Annotated in this window: 12 protein-coding genes; 10 read left to right on the top strand and 2 right to left on the bottom strand. The window is 73.0% G+C overall.

The genetic code is table 11. The annotated features are described in order from the left end of the window. Positions 1-23: 23 nt before the first annotated feature. Entirely contained in the window at positions 24-632 is a 609-nt protein-coding gene (locus ASD62_RS08025; protein ID WP_235530663.1) for an NTP transferase domain-containing protein, read from the bottom strand. Between the two features lie 2 nt (positions 633-634). Then, positions 635-6,148 (bottom strand): carboxyl transferase domain-containing protein, encoded by a 5,514-nt coding sequence (locus tag ASD62_RS08030; protein WP_056915510.1) that lies wholly within the window; start codon positions 6,146-6,148, stop codon positions 635-637. Between the two features lie 211 nt (positions 6,149-6,359). Here ASD62_RS08030 and ASD62_RS08035 point away from each other — a divergent pair, with 211 nt between their 5' ends. From ASD62_RS08035 to ASD62_RS08080, 10 genes are all read left to right on the top strand, one after another. Next, on the top strand, positions 6,360-7,772 hold the full coding sequence (locus ASD62_RS08035; protein WP_056915511.1) for a deoxyribodipyrimidine photo-lyase: 1,413 nt from the start codon (positions 6,360-6,362) through the stop codon (positions 7,770-7,772). Next, positions 7,769-8,491, top strand: a complete 723-nt coding sequence (locus tag ASD62_RS08040) for a CPBP family intramembrane glutamic endopeptidase (RefSeq protein ID WP_056915512.1) — start codon at positions 7,769-7,771, stop codon at positions 8,489-8,491. The genes ASD62_RS08035 and ASD62_RS08040 overlap by 4 nt, the downstream gene beginning before the upstream one ends. A 3-nt stretch (positions 8,492-8,494) precedes the next feature. Next, complete coding sequence (locus tag ASD62_RS08045; protein WP_056915513.1) at positions 8,495-9,913, top strand: tryptophan-rich sensory protein; 1,419 nt, start codon at positions 8,495-8,497, stop codon at positions 9,911-9,913. Positions 9,914-10,149: 236 nt separating this feature from the next. Continuing rightward, positions 10,150-11,112 carry a 1,2-phenylacetyl-CoA epoxidase subunit PaaA gene (gene paaA / locus ASD62_RS08050; protein WP_056915514.1) on the top strand — a complete coding sequence of 321 codons (963 nt, stop codon included), beginning with the start codon at positions 10,150-10,152 and terminating at the stop codon, positions 11,110-11,112. Beyond that, the gene (paaB, locus tag ASD62_RS08055) at positions 11,109-11,402 is read left to right on the top strand and encodes a 1,2-phenylacetyl-CoA epoxidase subunit PaaB (RefSeq protein WP_056915515.1); all 294 of its coding nucleotides are present in this window, start codon (positions 11,109-11,111) and stop codon (positions 11,400-11,402) included. Before paaA ends, paaB begins: the two co-directional genes overlap by 4 nt. Positions 11,403-11,409: 7 nt before the next feature. Continuing rightward, positions 11,410-12,393 carry a 1,2-phenylacetyl-CoA epoxidase subunit PaaC gene (gene paaC / locus ASD62_RS08060; protein ID WP_082580626.1) on the top strand — a complete coding sequence of 328 codons (984 nt, stop codon included), beginning with the start codon at positions 11,410-11,412 and terminating at the stop codon, positions 12,391-12,393. Next, on the top strand, positions 12,390-12,893 hold the full coding sequence (gene paaD, locus ASD62_RS08065; RefSeq protein ID WP_369796264.1) for a 1,2-phenylacetyl-CoA epoxidase subunit PaaD: 504 nt from the start codon (positions 12,390-12,392) through the stop codon (positions 12,891-12,893). The genes paaC and paaD overlap by 4 nt, the downstream gene beginning before the upstream one ends. 1 nt (position 12,894) lies before the next feature. After that, positions 12,895-13,995 (top strand): 1,2-phenylacetyl-CoA epoxidase subunit PaaE, encoded by a 1,101-nt coding sequence (gene paaE / locus ASD62_RS08070; RefSeq protein ID WP_082580627.1) that lies wholly within the window; start codon positions 12,895-12,897, stop codon positions 13,993-13,995. Between the two features lie 66 nt (positions 13,996-14,061). Next, positions 14,062-15,240, top strand: coding sequence for an acetyl-CoA C-acyltransferase (locus tag ASD62_RS08075; RefSeq protein WP_056915517.1), 1,179 nt, complete (start codon positions 14,062-14,064; stop codon positions 15,238-15,240). A gap of 1 nt (position 15,241) precedes the next feature. Next, positions 15,242-16,096, top strand: coding sequence for a 3-hydroxyacyl-CoA dehydrogenase family protein (locus ASD62_RS08080; protein ID WP_082580628.1), 855 nt, complete (start codon positions 15,242-15,244; stop codon positions 16,094-16,096). Positions 16,097-16,186 lie beyond the last annotated feature (90 nt).

The raw sequence follows: 16,186 nt of genomic DNA on the forward strand, positions 1-16,186 counted from the left end.
GCGGGCTGGACGTCGGCGCGGTCTCAGACGAGGTCGGCCGGGGTGTCCGCGTCGAGACCCGTGGCGAGGTCGCCGCACTCGACGACGAGGTGCGGGTGGCGGGCGAGGTGGTCGCGCGCCCCCTTGTCGCCGGTGGCCGAAGTGAGGACCTCGTCCCAGTGGTCCCTCCCCAGGAGGACCGGGTGCCCGGGCACCCCCGCGTATGCCGCCCGCGCCAGGACCGCGGGCCCCTCACCCGCCGTCTCGGCCAGGAGCCGCACCACCACGGGCGGGCCGACGTCGGGGAGGTCGACGAGCAGGACGAGCGCTGCCTCGGCGTCGGTGTCCAGGCAGGCCCGGAGGCCGGCGCGCAGCGAGGCGCTCTGGCCGTCGGCCCAGTCGGTGGCCTCGACGACGACGTCCGCCGGTGCGGTCCCGGCCGTCGCGAGCGGCCGAGCCTCCTCCACACCCGCGCCGAGGACGACGACCACCGGTCCGCACCCGGACTCCCTGAGCACCCGCAGCCCACGCTCGAGGAAGGTGCCACCCCCGGGATCGGCGACCAGCGCCTTGGGTCGGCCCATCCGCCGCCCTCCCCCGGCCGCGAGGAGCAGCCCCGCCACCTGGCGCGGCTGCTCCCGGGGGACGGTCACCGTCAGCCCTTGAGCCCGGCCTCGATCGCGGCGATGATCCGCGGCCGCAGCTCCTGGGCCGAGATGACGGCGTCGACAGAGCCGACGCTCACGGCGCGGTGGATGCTGTGCACCTTGTCGAACTCCGAGGCCACCTCGCCCAGCTTCTCCGAGCGGACCGCGCTGCGGACCTCGGCGAGCTCGGTCGCCAGCTCGGCCCGGCGGGCCTGGTCGGCCTCGCCCATCGCGGCCTCGAGGTCGCGCACCCGCGGGTCCGATGCCGTACGGGCGTCGACGTCACGGGAGAACACGACGGCTGCCGCCGGCGCACCACCCAGGACGGAGGCGAACGACCCCTCGACGGCGAGCACCGTCATCCGGGGGTTGAGCACCTTGGAGAACACGACGAACGCACCACCGTGGTAGCGCGAGACCACGGTGAAGACGATCGGGCCGTCGAAGTTGACGATGGCGCGGCCGATCTCGGCGCCATACTCCAGCTGCAGGCTGCGCATCGACTCGGGTGACCCGTCGAAGCCGGACAGGTTGGCCAGGACGACCACCGGGCGGTTGCCGCTGGCGGCGTTGATCGCCCTCGCGACCTTCTTGGACGAACGGGGGAAGAGCGTGCCGGCGGTGTAGGTGTCGGGACCGTCGGTGGGCGGGAACCCGCGGCGGGCCACGGTCTTGGACTCGATCCCCAGCAGGCACACGGGGATCCCACCGAGGTGGGCGTCCTGCACCACCGCGGTCTCGGCGTCGGCCATGCCGGCCCAGCGCTCGAGCGTCTCGTGGTCCTGGTCGGCGACGGCGGCCATGAGGGTCCGGATGTCGAACGGCTTCTTGCGGTCCGGGTTCGTCGCCGAGGAGAAGATGTCGCCGACCGTCGTGAAGCCCGAGTCCGCGAGGGTGTGCGGGAACGTCGTGACGTCGCGGTCGACGGGGTCCGTGGTCTTTGCCCGGCGCGGACCGTCCTCGCCCGGGTGGACGTAGGTGTGGTCGTAGTGCGCCATGAGGACGTCACGGGCACCCGCGAGGTCGGGGGCCCAGTACTGCGCCTGGCCGTTGGGGCCCATGACGCGGTCGTAGCCGCCGATGCCGAAGTTGTCTTCGGCCGAGACGCCGCCGGAGAAGTCCAGCGACTGCTTGCCGGTGAGGACCATCGCGCTGTCCGGCGTCATGACGAGGATGCCCTTGGTGTGCATGAGCATCGTCGCCTCGGCGTTCCAGTAGGGCTGGGCGCCGACGTTGATCCCGGCCACGACGATGTTGATCTCGCCACCGTCCTGGGTGAACTCGACGATCCGCTTGAGGGCGCGGGCCACCCAGTCCATGTTCTCGGTGCCGGAGTCCATCGAGATGCGGGCACCGGCGGACAGGGCGAACCACTCGACCGGCACCCCCATCTCCTGCGCGAGGTCGAGGGCCGCGATGACCCGCATGCACTCGGCCTCGGCCACGGCACCGAGCGCCTTGAGCGGGTCTCCGCAGAGCAGCACGCGAGTGATGCCCTCGGGGTAGCGCTCCGTGGGCGTGGTGATGACGCCGGCGATGATGCCGGCCTTGTTGAGGCCGTAGGGGCGGTCGACCGGGACGAGGCTGCCGCGGTCGTCGAGGTCGTACTCCGTGGCGGTCCCACCGTGTCCGGCGATCATCGCCTGCAGCTCGTAGGGGTAGACGACCCCACGGCGGCGGGCGCGGACCACCTTCTGCGCGTAGTCGTCGAGCGGCTTGAGCCGTTCGGTCGGCGGCTCCTCGACGGAGGTGACGACCCCGGACCCCGGCTGGTAGTGGAACCGCGCGGCGAGCGGGGCGCTGGCACCGTCCGGGGTGGCGATGCGGCCCTGGACGAGGACCTCCTCGATCCCGGCGCCGGCGGTCAGCGGCGAGATCTTGGCCTGGAGCGCGGTGAGCTGGTCGAGGTCGGCCTCGATGGGCGGCCAGATGTGCACCCAGACGTGGTTCATGTCGAGGCGGGCCCCGGCTGAGCCGCTCGCGGCGCGCGCCCGGCGGATCGCCTCGAGGCAGTTGGCGATGGCCCGCTCGGCGTGCGGCAGGGCGGTGACCCGGCCGCGCTCGTCGCGGACGACGGCGAGCTGGCGGACCTGGGCCAGCGCGACGAGGCGCTGGTCGGACTCGTTGCCCGGCGCGACGCACCGGTAGAGCAGGACGTCGTCCGGGGCGTCGAGCCGGGTGATGTCGAAGTCGCGCAGCCGCCACAGGTTGAGGCGGCGACCCACCATCGGGTGCACCCCGCGGACGAGGCGGTCCTCGATCATCGCGTCGGCCTCGGGCCGGAACGTGAAGTAGCTGACGGGACGACCGGAGCCGGGGCAGACGGCGACCGCGACCCGGCGCACCTGCTGGGCGAACGGCATGGCGGCCAGCGCGGCACCGAGCCGGGCGGAGGACTCCTCCGGGGAGGACGGCTCGTCGGGCCACGACAGGTAGAGGTCGACCACGGCCTCGTCACCGTCCCCGCGCTGGGCCAGCTGCTCGACGACACCGGCGACGAGGGTGGAGTCCGGCACGAGCTCGTCGACCCGGCCCACCGACGTCACGAGGTGCGTGGGGCGGCCGTCGAGGGAGTAGTCGGCGACGGCGAACGGCCGCGAGTCGACCTGCAGCTCACGCAGCCCGGTGAGGTCGTGCTCGCGGTAGTGGCGCTTGATGAGGACGGCGAGCATCGGCTCACGGGTGGGGACCCCGTCCTCGAGGCGCTCGGCGAGGAACTGCACGATCTGCTCCGGGATCGCCGCGAGCGCGTCGATGCGAGCCGCCCGCTCGTCCCCACCGGGGACGCCCTCGAGGGCGGCGAGCTCGTCGCGGACGCCGCCGAGGACGGTGGCGCGGTCGGCGTCGACCAGGGGCTGGTCGAACCACCGGAACCGCACGCTCCGGGCGAGGTCACCGATCACCGGGTAGCGCAGCTGGGTGGCGACGACGAGCCGGTCGAGGACGTCGCGGGCGCTGGCGTCCAGCGGCGGCTCGGGTCGTGGCTCGACGATCCAGTGCTGGAGCAGCGCGGTCGCCAGCGCCACCTCGGGGGCCGAGCGCTGCTGGGCCAGGAACACCCGGAACACCGCCTCCTCGAGCTGGGGCGTGCGGTCCAGGCTGTCGAGCCCGTAGTGCCGCAGCACCTGCGAGAGCTTGCTGCGGAACTGCTCGGGCAGCGCTCCACGCTCGACGTCGAGGCTCTGCAGGTAGGTGTGGAAGTGCTCCCGCGGGCTGTGCACGCGGTTCTCGACGTGGTCCTCCTCGCCCGCCGGCCGGTTGCGGCTCAGCTCGGCGAAGTCGGCGAACACCTCGAGCACGGCGACCTCGTCGCCGATCTGGGGGTGCCCCGACGCCACGAGCTCGTCGCGGGCCTCGAGGTAGGACCGCAGGGTGCTCCCGCCGTCACGCGGGTCGACGTCGTAGCCGAGCAGCATGGCGCACAGCGAGGCCCGCGAACGCTCGATGACCTCCTGCGCCCCCGCACCGCTGTGGTCGATCTCGGGCAGGTCGAGGTCGACGACGTTCTCGGGGGCCGCCTCGGCGACGTCGTCCGGGTCACCGAGCGGCTCCAGGCGCACCATCGGCGCGCCCGTCTCGACCTGGCTGCCGGTGGAGACGAGCAGCTCCTTGACGCGGGCCGCGAACGGCGCCGGGAGCACGGTCTCCATCTTCATCGACTCGAGCACGAGGACCGGGGCTCCCGCCGCGACCTCGCTGCCGACGGGGGCCGGGGTCGCGACCACGAGCGCGGGTGCCGGCGAACGCAGGACGCCGCCCTCGTCACGGCTCACGCGGTGGGTCACGCCGTCGACCTCGACGAGCTGGACCGGTCCGTGCGTGGCCGTGATGAGGCGGTGGGTCCGACCGCCGGTGGTGAGCCGGCTGGTGTACTCGTCGAGGCGGTCGAGCTCGGCGTCCACGGTCTGCTCGGTGACACCGTTGGCCACCGTGGCACGGAACAGGTGCGGCCCGATGCGCCAGACCGTGACCTTGTATGCCGTGCCGCGCAGCTTCAGGTCGATGGCCCGGCCGGTGCGGTGCTGGACCTGGGGGCGTCCCCCTCGCGAGGTCTCCAGCAGGCGGGTGCGCTCGACACCCTCCTCGTCCTCGTAGGCCTCGATGCCGGCCGCCACCAGGGCGATGCCGGAGTGCCGGTGCGAGACGAGGCGGCCCTCGCCGCGGACGCGGTCGATCCAGCCGGTGTCGGCGCTGCCGTCGATGACCTCGGGCTGGTCGAGCAGGTCGAGGATGAAGCTCTTGTTGGTGGAGCCGCCCTCGATGACCACGGTGGTCTCCGACATGGCGCGACGCAGCCGCGCGAGCGCCTCGTCCCGGTCGCTGCCGACGGCGATGATCTTGGCGATCATCGAGTCGAAGTCGGCCGGGATCGAGTCGCCCTCGCCGACACCGGTGTCGACCCGGATGCCGGGGCCCGACGGCAGGTTCAGCAGCGCGATGCGGCCCGGGGAGGGCGCGAAGTCACGGTCGGGGTCCTCGGCGTTGAGCCTGGCCTCGACGGCGTGGCCGTCCTCGACCGGGCGCTCCCCCTCGAGCCGGCCACCGCCGGCGACGTGGATCTGCAGCTTGACGAGGTCGGTGCCGGTCGTCGACTCGGTGATGGGGTGCTCGACCTGGAGCCGGGTGTTCACCTCGAGGAAGGCGAAGAACTTGTCGCCCGGGTGGTAGAGGAACTCGACGGTGCCGGCGCCGGCATACCCGACGGCGATCGCGAGCCGCTCGGCACTGGCCTTGACCTCGGCGACCTGGTCGGGGCCGAGCACGGGCGAGGCGGACTCCTCGATGACCTTCTGGTTGCGGCGCTGGACCGAGCAGTCGCGGACGCCGATGGCCCACGCCGTGCCCTGGCCGTCGGCGATGACCTGGACCTCGACGTGCCGGGCACCGGTGACCAGGCGCTCCAGGAAGACGACACCGGAGCCGAACGCACGCTGCGCCTCGTCCCGGGTCCGCTCGTAGGCGTCGGTGAGGTCGGCGTCGGAGGCGACCATGCGGATGCCCCGGCCACCACCACCCGCGGTGGCCTTGAGCATGAGGGGGTAGCCGATCCTCGCCGCCGCCGCCTTGGCGTCCTCGAGGGTGTCGACGCCGCCGCCGCTCCAGGGGGCGACGGGCACACCGACCTCCTCGGCGATGAGCTTGGAGCCGATCTTGTCGCCGAGCTTGCGCATCGCCTCCGGGCTCGGTCCGATGAAGGTCACGCCGATGCGGGCGCACAGCTCGGCGAAGTTCGGGTCCTCGGCCACGAAGCCCCAGCCGACCCAGGCGGCGTCGGCGCCGGTCTCGCGCAGCGCCTTCTCCAGCACCGCGTAGTCGAGGTAGGGCCGGTTGGCCGCCGGGCCGAGGTTGTAGGCGACGTCGGACTCGCGCACGAACATCGCGCGCTTCTCCCCCTCGGTGTGGAGGGCGACGGTCTCGATGCGGTGCCCGTCGGCCCCCGCCTGCGCGTTGAGGTCGCGCACGGCGTGGATGAGCCGCATCGCGGCCTCTCCCCGGTTGACGATGGCGATGCGCGAGAACATCGAGTGGGCCTCCCAGCACGGACGGACGACGGCTGGCGGCGCAGACCGCACGCCGCCGAGCCCCGAGCCTGCCACCGATCGTCGGTGACTCGCGAGTAATGCCCGGTCCGACCTGCGCGAGTCGACCTGCGCGGGTCCGGTCGACGGGGGTCCGACCGGTGACGGCCCCTCGCCGCGGCATGCCCGTGCGACCCGACCTAGGGTTGAGGACATGTCCCGCGCAGCCGCTGTCCTCTGGCTCCGCCGCGACCTGCGCCGGGGCGACCTCCCTGCCCTGGGAGCCGCGGCCGCTGCCGCCGACGGTGCCTCCGTGCTCGTGCTGTTCGTCCTGGACCCCAAGCTCTGGGAGGGCGCCGGACCGGTGCGTCGGGCCTGGCTCGCCGCGACGCTCGAGGCAGCCCGTGAGGCCTACGACGGCCGCCTGTGCCTGCGGGTCGGCGACCCCGCGGAGGTCGTGCCGGCTATCGTCGAGGAGGTGGGCGCCCGGTCGGTCCACGTCTCCCGCGAGACGACCCCCGCCGGCGTCCGTCGCGACCGGGCGGTCTCCGCGTCCCTCGCCGCCTCAGGCGTCGACTGGGTCGAGACCGGCACCCCGTATGCCGTGGGGCCGGGTTCGATCGTCAACGGCAGCGGCGACCCGTACAAGGTCTTCACCCCGTTCAGCCGCGCCTGGCGCGACAAGGGCTGGCCCGCGCCGGCGACCGAGCCGACCGGGCTCACCCTCGCCCGGGTCGCCTCCGACGACGACGGCTGGAGGACCGTCCGCTCCGCTGCGTCGGCAGACGGGCTGCCCGACCTGCCGGCCGCCGGCGAGGAAGCCGCCCTCGCGCGGTGGCGCGAGTTCCTCGACGACGCGCTCACGGCCTACAAGGACGACCGCGACCGGGCCGACCGGCCCGGGACCTCGCGGCTGTCCCCCTACCTCAAGATCGGGGCCGTGCACCCGCGCACCCTGCTCGCCGAGCTCGAGGGCCGGACCGGGCAGGGGGCGCAGACGTTCGCGACCGAGCTGTGCTGGCGCGAGTTCTACGCCGACGTCCTCTGGCACCACCCGCGGTCGGCGTGGCACGACCTGCGACCGGCGCTGTCCGGGATGACCTACGAGGACAACGAGGACCTGGTCGCGGCGTGGAAGGAGGGCCGCACCGGCTACCCCGTCGTCGACGCCGCGATGCGCCAGCTGCTCACCGAGGGCTGGATGCACAACCGGATGCGGATGGTCACGGCGAGCTTCCTCACCAAGGACCTGCACGTCTGGTGGCCGGTCGGCGCACGGCACTTCCTCGACCACCTGCTCGACGGCGACATCGCCTCGAACAACCACGGCTGGCAGTGGGTCGCGGGCACCGGCACCGACGCGTCCCCGTACTTCCGCGTCTTCAACCCGATCACCCAGGGGCAGCGGTTCGACCCGCAGGGTGACTACGTCCGCCGGTACGTCCCCGAGCTCGCGCACGTCCCCGGCAAGGCGGTGCACGAGCCGTGGAAGCACGACGAGGGATACGCCCACGGGTACCCGGAGCCGGTCGTCGACCACGCCGAGGAGCGACGTGAGGCGCTGCGGCGGTACGAGGCGGCGCGGGGTGCGCAGTCCTCGGGGTCCGGCGGGCGGGGCTCGGCGTGATCAACCCCGCGAGCGAGGTGCGCTCGTTCGTCAGGGCGGCCCTGGTCACCCCGGTGCCCCGCGACCACACCGAGTCCGACGCAGCCTTCCGCCGCCGACGCGTCGTGGCCGTGGTCACGCTGCTCGTCGGCACGGCGGTCCTCACCCTCGCCCTGCGGATCGCGCCCGGCGACCCGGCGTTCTACGCGGCCACCGTCGGGCTCGCGCTGGTCTGGACCGTCGGGGCGTTCGCGTCCGGGCCCCTGCACCTGGGGCGGGCACGCACGCGCTCCGGTGGTGACGCCCGGCCGATCGTCCAGTCGCTCGCCCTCGGCGCCCTGCTCCTGGCGGTCTTCCTGCTCGGTGGGCTCGTCATCGCGCGCATCCCGCTGCTGCGCGACCCGGTGACCAACCTGCTCGACCACGCCCGCCTCGGCTCGCTGCCCGTCGTCGCGCTCATCACCGCCGTCAACGGCGTCTCCGAGGAGCTCTACTTCCGCGGCGCCCTCTACTCGGCCATCGGCCGCCGCCACGCGGTGCTCGTCACCACCGTGGTCTACGCCCTGACCACCGTGGGATCCGGCATCCCGCTGCTCGTCCTCGCTGCCGCCCTGCTCGGACTGCTGACCGGCCTGCAGCGCCGCGTCACCGGCGGCATCCTCGGCCCGGTCATCACGCACCTCACGTGGTCGCTCGGGATGCTCTTCCTCCTGCCCACCGTCCTCTCGTCCGGAAGCTGACCCATGTCCCCCACGTCCTCGTCCTCCACCCGCCGGGTGCTGGTCACCGGTGCCACCGGCTACGTCGGTGGCGCACTCGTCCCGGTCCTGCTCGACCGCGGCTGGACGGTGCGTGTCCTCACCCGCAGCCGCCGCGGCCTCGAGGGCCACGACTGGGCCGAACGCGTGGAGGTCGTCGAGGGGAACGCCAGCTCCCCCGAGGACTGCCGCCGCGCGCTCGACGACGTCGAGGTCGCCTACTACCTGCTGCACTCGATGGACGGCAAGGGCGACTTCATGCAGCGCGACCGGGAGATGGCCCACACCTTCTCCAGCGCCGCGAAGGACCGTGGCGTGGGCCGGATCGTCTACCTCAGCGGCCTGCACCCCGAGGGGCGGCTCTCGGACCACCTCGCGTCGCGGGTCGAGGTCGGCGACATCTTCCTGGAGGGGCCGGTGCCCGCGACCGTGCTCCAGGCCGGGATCGTCCTCGGCGACGGCTCGGCGTCGTTCGACATGCTGCGCCACCTCACCGAGCGCCTCCCGGCGGTCGTCGCGCCGCGGTGGCTGCGCAACCGGATCCAGCCGGTGGCCGTCGACGACGTCATGCACTACCTCGCCGGCTCCGCGGACATGGGTCCGGAGGTCAACCGGACGTTCGACATCGGTGGCCCCGAGGTCCTCACCTACGCCGAGATGATGCAGCGCTACGCCGAGATCGTCGGGCTGGGTCGCCGCTTCATCACGACGGTCCCGGTCCTCACGCCCAAGCTCGCGGGACTGTGGATCGACATCGTCACCCCGATCTCCCGCGGCATCGGCCGCCCCCTCATCGGCAGCCTCGTCCACGAGGCGGTCTGCGACGAGCAGGACATCCTCGACGTCACCGGCCCGCCGCCCGGGGGTCGCACCGGGTTCGACGACGCGATCCGGGCGGCCAACCGCGGCATCGACCCGTTCCGCTGGCGCCGCACCCTGGCGCGCACCAGCGCGATGGTCGGAGCGGCAGCCGTCACCGGCTCCCTGCTCACCGACCCCACGTCGCGCTGGTACCGCAGGCTCGACAAGCCCTCGTGGGAGCCCCCGCCCGCGGCCTTCCCGGTCGTCTGGACCGGCCTGTACGCCGACGTCGCCCTCGTCAGCGCGGTCTCCTCCTCCTGGCTCGCCGAGGCGGGCCGGGAGAAGGAGGCGCAGGAGCTCGAGCAGGCCCTCGCGCTCAACATGGCCCTCAACACCGCCTGGACCGGACTGTTCTTCCGCGCGAAGCGCCCCTGGCTCGCGACCGCCGAGTGCGCGGTGCTCACCCTCTCCTCCGCCGACCTCGCCCGGCGGGCCGGTGCCGCGGGTCGTGGCAAGGCCGTGGCCATCGGGGCGTATGCGGCGTGGTGCGGCTTCGCGACCGTGCTGTCCGGCACCATCGCCCACCGCAACCGCCGCCGCTGAGTCGAGCGAGCCGCGTGAGCTGAGTGAGCAGGAACTGTCGGTATCGCGCGGACACGACGACCGTTCGCGCTCACGGAGCGAGCCGGTGCAGGGCTGGTGCGGGGCTGGTGCAGGGCTGGGAGCTGGCTGCGCGGCGGCATACGGTGGTTGCCCGGGCGGTGGGCATCTGCGAAACTGTTACCGACCGTTCGGTCAGTAATTGACTGCCCCGGCGCCCCCGACCTCGTGGAGGACCCATGACCGACACCGCCACCGACCCGCTCCAGGCCGGTTTCGACACGACCATCGGGCACGGCGACCGGATCGAGCCGCGCGACTGGATGCCGGACGGGTACCGCAGGACGCTGGTGCGCCAGATCGCCCAGCACGCGCACTCCGAGATCATCGGCATGCAGCCCGAGGGTGCCTGGATCGGCCGCGCCCCGTCGTTGCGGCGCAAGGCGATCCTGCTCGCCAAGGTGCAGGACGAGGCCGGTCACGGGCTCTACCTCTACTCCGCGTGCGAGACCCTCGGGGTCAGCCGCGGCGAGCTCACCGAGAAGCTCATCTCGGGGGCGCAGAAGTACTCCTCGATCTTCAACTACCCGACGCTGTCCTACGCCGACGTGGGCACCATCGGCTGGCTCGTCGACGGGGCCGCGATCTGCAACCAGGTGCCGCTCTGCCGGACCTCGTTCGGTCCCTACGGCCGCGCGATGATCCGCATCTGCAAGGAGGAGTCCTTCCACCAGCGGCAGGGCTACGAGCTGCTCATGACGATGATGCGGGGTACCGAGGAGCAGCGGGCCATGGTTCAGGAGTCGGTCAACCGGTTCTGGTGGCCGGCACTGATGATGTTCGGGCCGCCCGACGACGAGTCGCCGAACTCGGCGCAGTCGATGGCGTGGGGCATCAAGCGCAACAGCAACGACGACCTGCGCCAGCGGTTCGTCGACATGTCGGTGCCGCAGGCCCAGGCGCTCGGGGTGACCTTCCCCGACCCGGAGCTGCGCTGGAACGCCGAGCGCGGGCACCACGACTTCGGCCAGCCCGACTGGGACGAGTTCATGCAGGTGGTCAAGGGCAACGGCCCGTGCAACACCCAGCGGATCGCCCACCGCCGCAAGGCCCACGAGGAGGGTGCGTGGGTGCGCGAGGCTGCGACGGCGTATGCCGCCAAGCAGGCTGCCGCGGCGCACGGCCAGGAGGGTGCGGCATGAGCGAGGTCAGGGCGGAGTGGCCGCTCTACGAGGTGTTCGTGCGCGGCAAGCGCGGGCTCAACCACGTCCACGTGGGCTCGCTGCACGCGGCCGACGACGACATGGCGCTGCGGCACGCACGCGACGTCTACACGCGACGCAACGAGGGCGTGAGCATCTGGGTGGTGCAGTCCAAGGACATCGCCGCGTCGAGCCCGGACGAGAAGGACCCGATGTTCGCCCCGAGCAACGACAAGGTCTACCGGCACCCGACGTTCTACGAGATCCCCGACAACGTCCCCCACATGTGAGGCAGTCATGACCGACCACGTCGAGCCCGCCTCGCACCCCGCCGCTGACTCCGCCTCGCACCCGGCACCGGACCCCTCCGACGCCCACGGGTCCGTCTACGACGGCCTGCTCGGTGGCGACCCCTCGCACTGGGCCTTCGGCACCGACTTCGAGGACCCGCTCGCGGGAGTCGACACGACCGTGCCGGACGGCGTCGACGCCGGTGACCTCGGCACCTACTGCCTGATGCTCGCCGACGACGCCCTCGTCGCGTCGCAACGGCTCTCGCAGTGGACCAGCCGTGCGCCCGACCTCGAGGAGGACATCGCGCTGGCCAACATCGCGCTCGACCTCCTCGGCCAGGCGCGGCTGCTGCTGGCCCGCGCTGCCGCCGCCGACCCGTCGCTCGTGCCCGCGCTGCCGTCGGGTTCGCCGGTGCCGCCCGAGGACGCCCTGGCGTTCTTCCGCGAGGCGGGTCAGTTCCGGAACGTGCGGCTCGTCGAGACCGACAACGGCGACTTCGCGGTGACCGTCGTCAAGCTGCTCGTCTTCGCGACGGCCCGGCTGGCGCTGCTCGAGCGGCTGTCCGCGAGCCGCGACCACGTGCTGGCCGCCGTGGCGGCCAAGGGGGTCAAGGAGCTCACCTACACCCGCGACTACGCGGGGCGCTGGTTCCTCACGCTGGCCCAGGGCACCGACGAGTCGCGCCGCCGCCTCGACGCGGCCCTGGCGGCCGTGTGGCCGTTCCAGGCCGAGCTGTTCGCGACCCACGAGGTCGAGGCCCGCGTCGCGGCTGCCGGCGTCGGGGTCGACCCGGCGACGACCGCCGACGACGTGGCCGTGGTGCTGGCCCAGGTCTTCGCCGTCAGCGGTGTCGACCAGCCGACCCAGGGAGCGCTGGCCGCAGTCCAGGGCAGGCAGGGCCGCGACGGACTCCACACCGAGGCGCTCAGCCTCCTGCTCGCCGAGATGCAGGTGGTCGCCCGCGCCCACCCGATGGGCCAGTGGTGACCACCCTCAAGGAGAGGGCGGTCGCCGTCGCCCGCACCGTCACCGACCCCGAGATGCCGATGCTCACGCTGGAGGACCTCGGCGTCCTGCGCGAGGTCGAGGTCGACGAGGACGGCCACGTCGTCGTGGCGATCACCCCGACCTACACCGGGTGCCCTGCCATGGCCGCCATGCGTGACGACCTCGTCCGGTCGCTGCAGGACGCCGGTATGCCGGGCGCGCGGGTCCGCGTGTCCCTCACCCCGGCGTGGTCGAGCGACTGGATCACTGAGCGCGGTCGCCAGGCGCTGCGTGACCACGGCCTGTCCGCACCCGGACGGGCCCCGGCCCGTGGCGGCCCCGTGACCTTGTCCCTCATGCCGACGCGACGTGAGATCGCTTGTCCCCGTTGTGGATCCGCGCAGACCGAGCTCACGTCGGAGTTCGGACCCACCGCCTGCAAGGCGCTCTACCGCTGCACCGGCTGCCTCGAGCCGTTCGAGCACGTCAAGGAGATCTGAGTTGACCTCGGCCGCCCCCTCGTTGCTGCTGAAGAAGCCCCGACGCCCCGCCCCCACGTTCCACACCCTCACCGTGCACGCCGTCGAGCCGTTGACCGACGACGCCGCCGCCGTGAGCTTCGAGGTGCCGGACGAGCTCACCGAGTCGTACGCCTTCGACGCCGGCCAGTCGCTGACGCTGCGCAGGTACGTCGACGGGGTCGAGCACCGCCGCACCTACTCCATCTGCGCCACCGTGGGCGACCGGCCGCGCATCGGGGTCCGCGAGATCCCTGACGGCCTGTTCTCCCAGTGGCTCCTGCACGAGCTGCGGCCCGGCGACGAGGTCGAGGTGCAGACGCCCCACGGCACCTTCCGCGCCGACCCTGCCGAGGGCGGCCGCCACCTGTGCATCGCGGCGGGGTCGGGCATCACGCCGATGCTGTCCATCGCGAGCACGGTCCTGGCCAACCCCGAGGCCGACGTCACCCTCCTCTACGGCAACCGCACCACCGGGTCGGTGATGTTCGCCGAGGAGCTCGCCGACCTCAAGAACCGCCACGGCTCGCGCTTCCAGCTCGTGCACGTGCTGTCCCGCGAGCCACGCGACGTCGCGCTCTTCTCGGGCCGCCTCGACGCCGACCGGCTGCGTCGGCTCTTCGACGTCCTCGTGCCGGTCCACGACGTCGACCACGTCTGGCTCTGCGGCCCGCTCGCGATGATCGAGTCGGCCCGCGAGGTGCTCGCCGAGCTCGACGTCCCCGCCGACAAGGTGCACTTCGAGCTGTTCTACGTCGACGAGCCGCCGCCCGAGCTGCACCGGGCCGACGCCGTCGTCGAGGGCGAGACCAGCGACGTCACCGTCGTCCTCGACGGGTTGAGCTCGACCACACCGATGCCGCGGGGGCAGTCGATCCTCGACTCCGCCCAGGCCACCCGCACCGACCTGCCGTTCGCCTGCAAGGGCGGCGTCTGCGGCACCTGCCGCGCCCTGGTCCGGGACGGCGAGGTCGACATGCGCCGCAACTACGCCCTCGAGCAGCGCGAGGTCGAGCAGGGCTTCGTGCTCACCTGCCAGAGCCACCCCGTCAGCGACACCGTCACCGTCGACTTCGACGCCTGACCCGGACCGGCCCGGGCACCTCCCGGCCCCGCGCCATACCGACGAACACCCTGAAGGAGCACCACCGTGACCGAGGCCTTCCTCCTCGACGGAGCCCGGACCCCGATCGGCCGGTATGCCGGCGGGCTCGCCACCGTGCGCCCCGACGACCTCGCGGCGCTCGTCGTCCGTGAGGCGGTCGAGCGTGCGGGCGTCGACCCCGAGCTGGTCGACGAGGTCGTCCTCGGTGCGGCGAACCAGGCCGGCGAGGACAACCGCAACGTCGCGCGCATGGCCACCCTGCTCGCCGGGCTGCCACAGTCGGTGCCGGGGTTCACGGTCAACAGGCTCTGCGCCTCGGGGCTGACCGCGGTCGCCACCGCGCGGCAGATGGTGGCGTCCGGCGACGCCGACCTCGTCGTGGCCGGTGGGGTCGAGTCGATGACGCGCGCGCCGTGGGTGATGGAGAAGCCGGCCAAGGCGTTCGCTCGACCGGGGGCGACCTTCGACACCTCGATCGGGTGGCGGTTCACCAACCCGAGGTTCGACGCGGACACGACGCTGTCGATGCCGCAGACCGCCGAGCGGGTGGCCGAGCGCTGGGGGCTGACGCGGGAGGAGCTCGACGAGTTCGCGCTGCGGTCGCACCAGCGGGCGGTCGCGGCGATCGAGGCGGGGAGGTTCGCCGACGAGATCATGGCGGTGCCCGTGGGCGACGGCGAGTTCTCCGTCGACGAGGGACCGCGGGCCGACACCTCGCTCGAACGGCTCGCGAGGCTCCGCCCGGTCAACCACCCCGACGGCCTCGTGACCGCCGGCAACTCCAGCTCCCTCAACGACGGGGCGGCCGCGGTCGTCGTGGCCAGCGAGGCGTTCATCACCCGCCACGGACTCGAGCCGCGCGCCCGGCTGGTGGCCTCGGCCAGCGCCGGGGTCGCGCCGGAGGTCATGGGCATCGGCCCGGTGCCGGCCACCCAGAAGGCCCTCGACCGCGCCGGCTGGGCCATCGGGGACCTCGACGCCGTCGAGCTCAACGAGGCCTTCGCCTCGCAGTCCCTGGCCTGCATCCGCGACCTGGGCCTCGACGAGGACATCGTCAACGCGGACGGCGGCGCGATCGCGCTCGGCCACCCGCTCGGGGCCTCCGGGACGAGGATCCTGCTGACCCTCGTCGGCCGGCTGGAGCGGGCGCAGGCCCGTCGCGGGCTCGCCACGCTGTGCGTCGGGGTCGGCCAAGGTGCCGCCCTGTTGGTGGAGAGGGTCTGACATGAGCTCGGAGTCGATGCTGCCCGCGGTCGTCGGTGTCTACGGCGGCGGGCGGATGGGAGCGGGGATCGCCCATGCGTTCCTCGTGTCCGGTGCGCAGGTCGTCGTCGTCGAGGGCGACGAATCCCTCGCCGACGCTGCACGGGGGCGGGTCGCCACGAGCATCGGCAAGGCCGCCGAGCGCGGTCTGCTGACCGGCCCGGTCGACGAGGCCCTGGCCGGCCTCACCGTCACCACGACCCCGTCCGACCTGGCCGGCTGCTCCTTGGTCGTCGAAGCCGTCCCCGAGGACACGGCCCTCAAGCTCGAGGTCCTGCGGCGGGCCGGGGACTCGGCACCCGACGCCGTCCTGGCCACCAACACCAGCTCGCTGTCGGTCAGCGCCCTCGCCGCCGGACTCCGCGCGCCCGAACGCTTCATCGGACTGCACTTCTTCAACCCCGTCCCGGCGAGCGACCTCGTCGAGGTCGTCGTGGGCGAGCAGACGGCCCCGACCCTGGTCGACCGGGCCCGGGGCTGGGTGACTGCGCTGGGCAAGACCGGCATCACCGTGCAGGACTCCCCCGGGTTCGCCAGCAGCCGCCTCGGGGTCGCCATCGCGCTCGAGGCGATGCGGATGGTGCAGGAGGGCGTCGCGTCCGCGCAGGACATCGACACGGCCATGACCCTGGGCTACCGCCACCCGGTCGGCCCGTTGCGGACGACGGACATCGTCGGCCTCGACGTACGGCTCGCGATCGCCGAGCACCTCACTCGAGAGCTGGGCCCGAGGTTCGAGCCGCCGCAGGTGCTGCGCGACAAGGTCGCGGCCGGCGAGCTCGGCCGCAAGACCGGGCGCGGCTTCTACGACTGGTGACCCGCCGAGGGGTGGCGACCTGCCCCTTCCGGGACGCCTGAGGCGGCAGATCACCCACCGTGGGCGGGGATGTGGCCGCCCCGCTGCCCC

Source organism: Phycicoccus sp. Root563 (genome assembly GCF_001427915.1).
Taxonomy (GTDB): domain Bacteria; phylum Actinomycetota; class Actinomycetes; order Actinomycetales; family Dermatophilaceae; genus Pedococcus.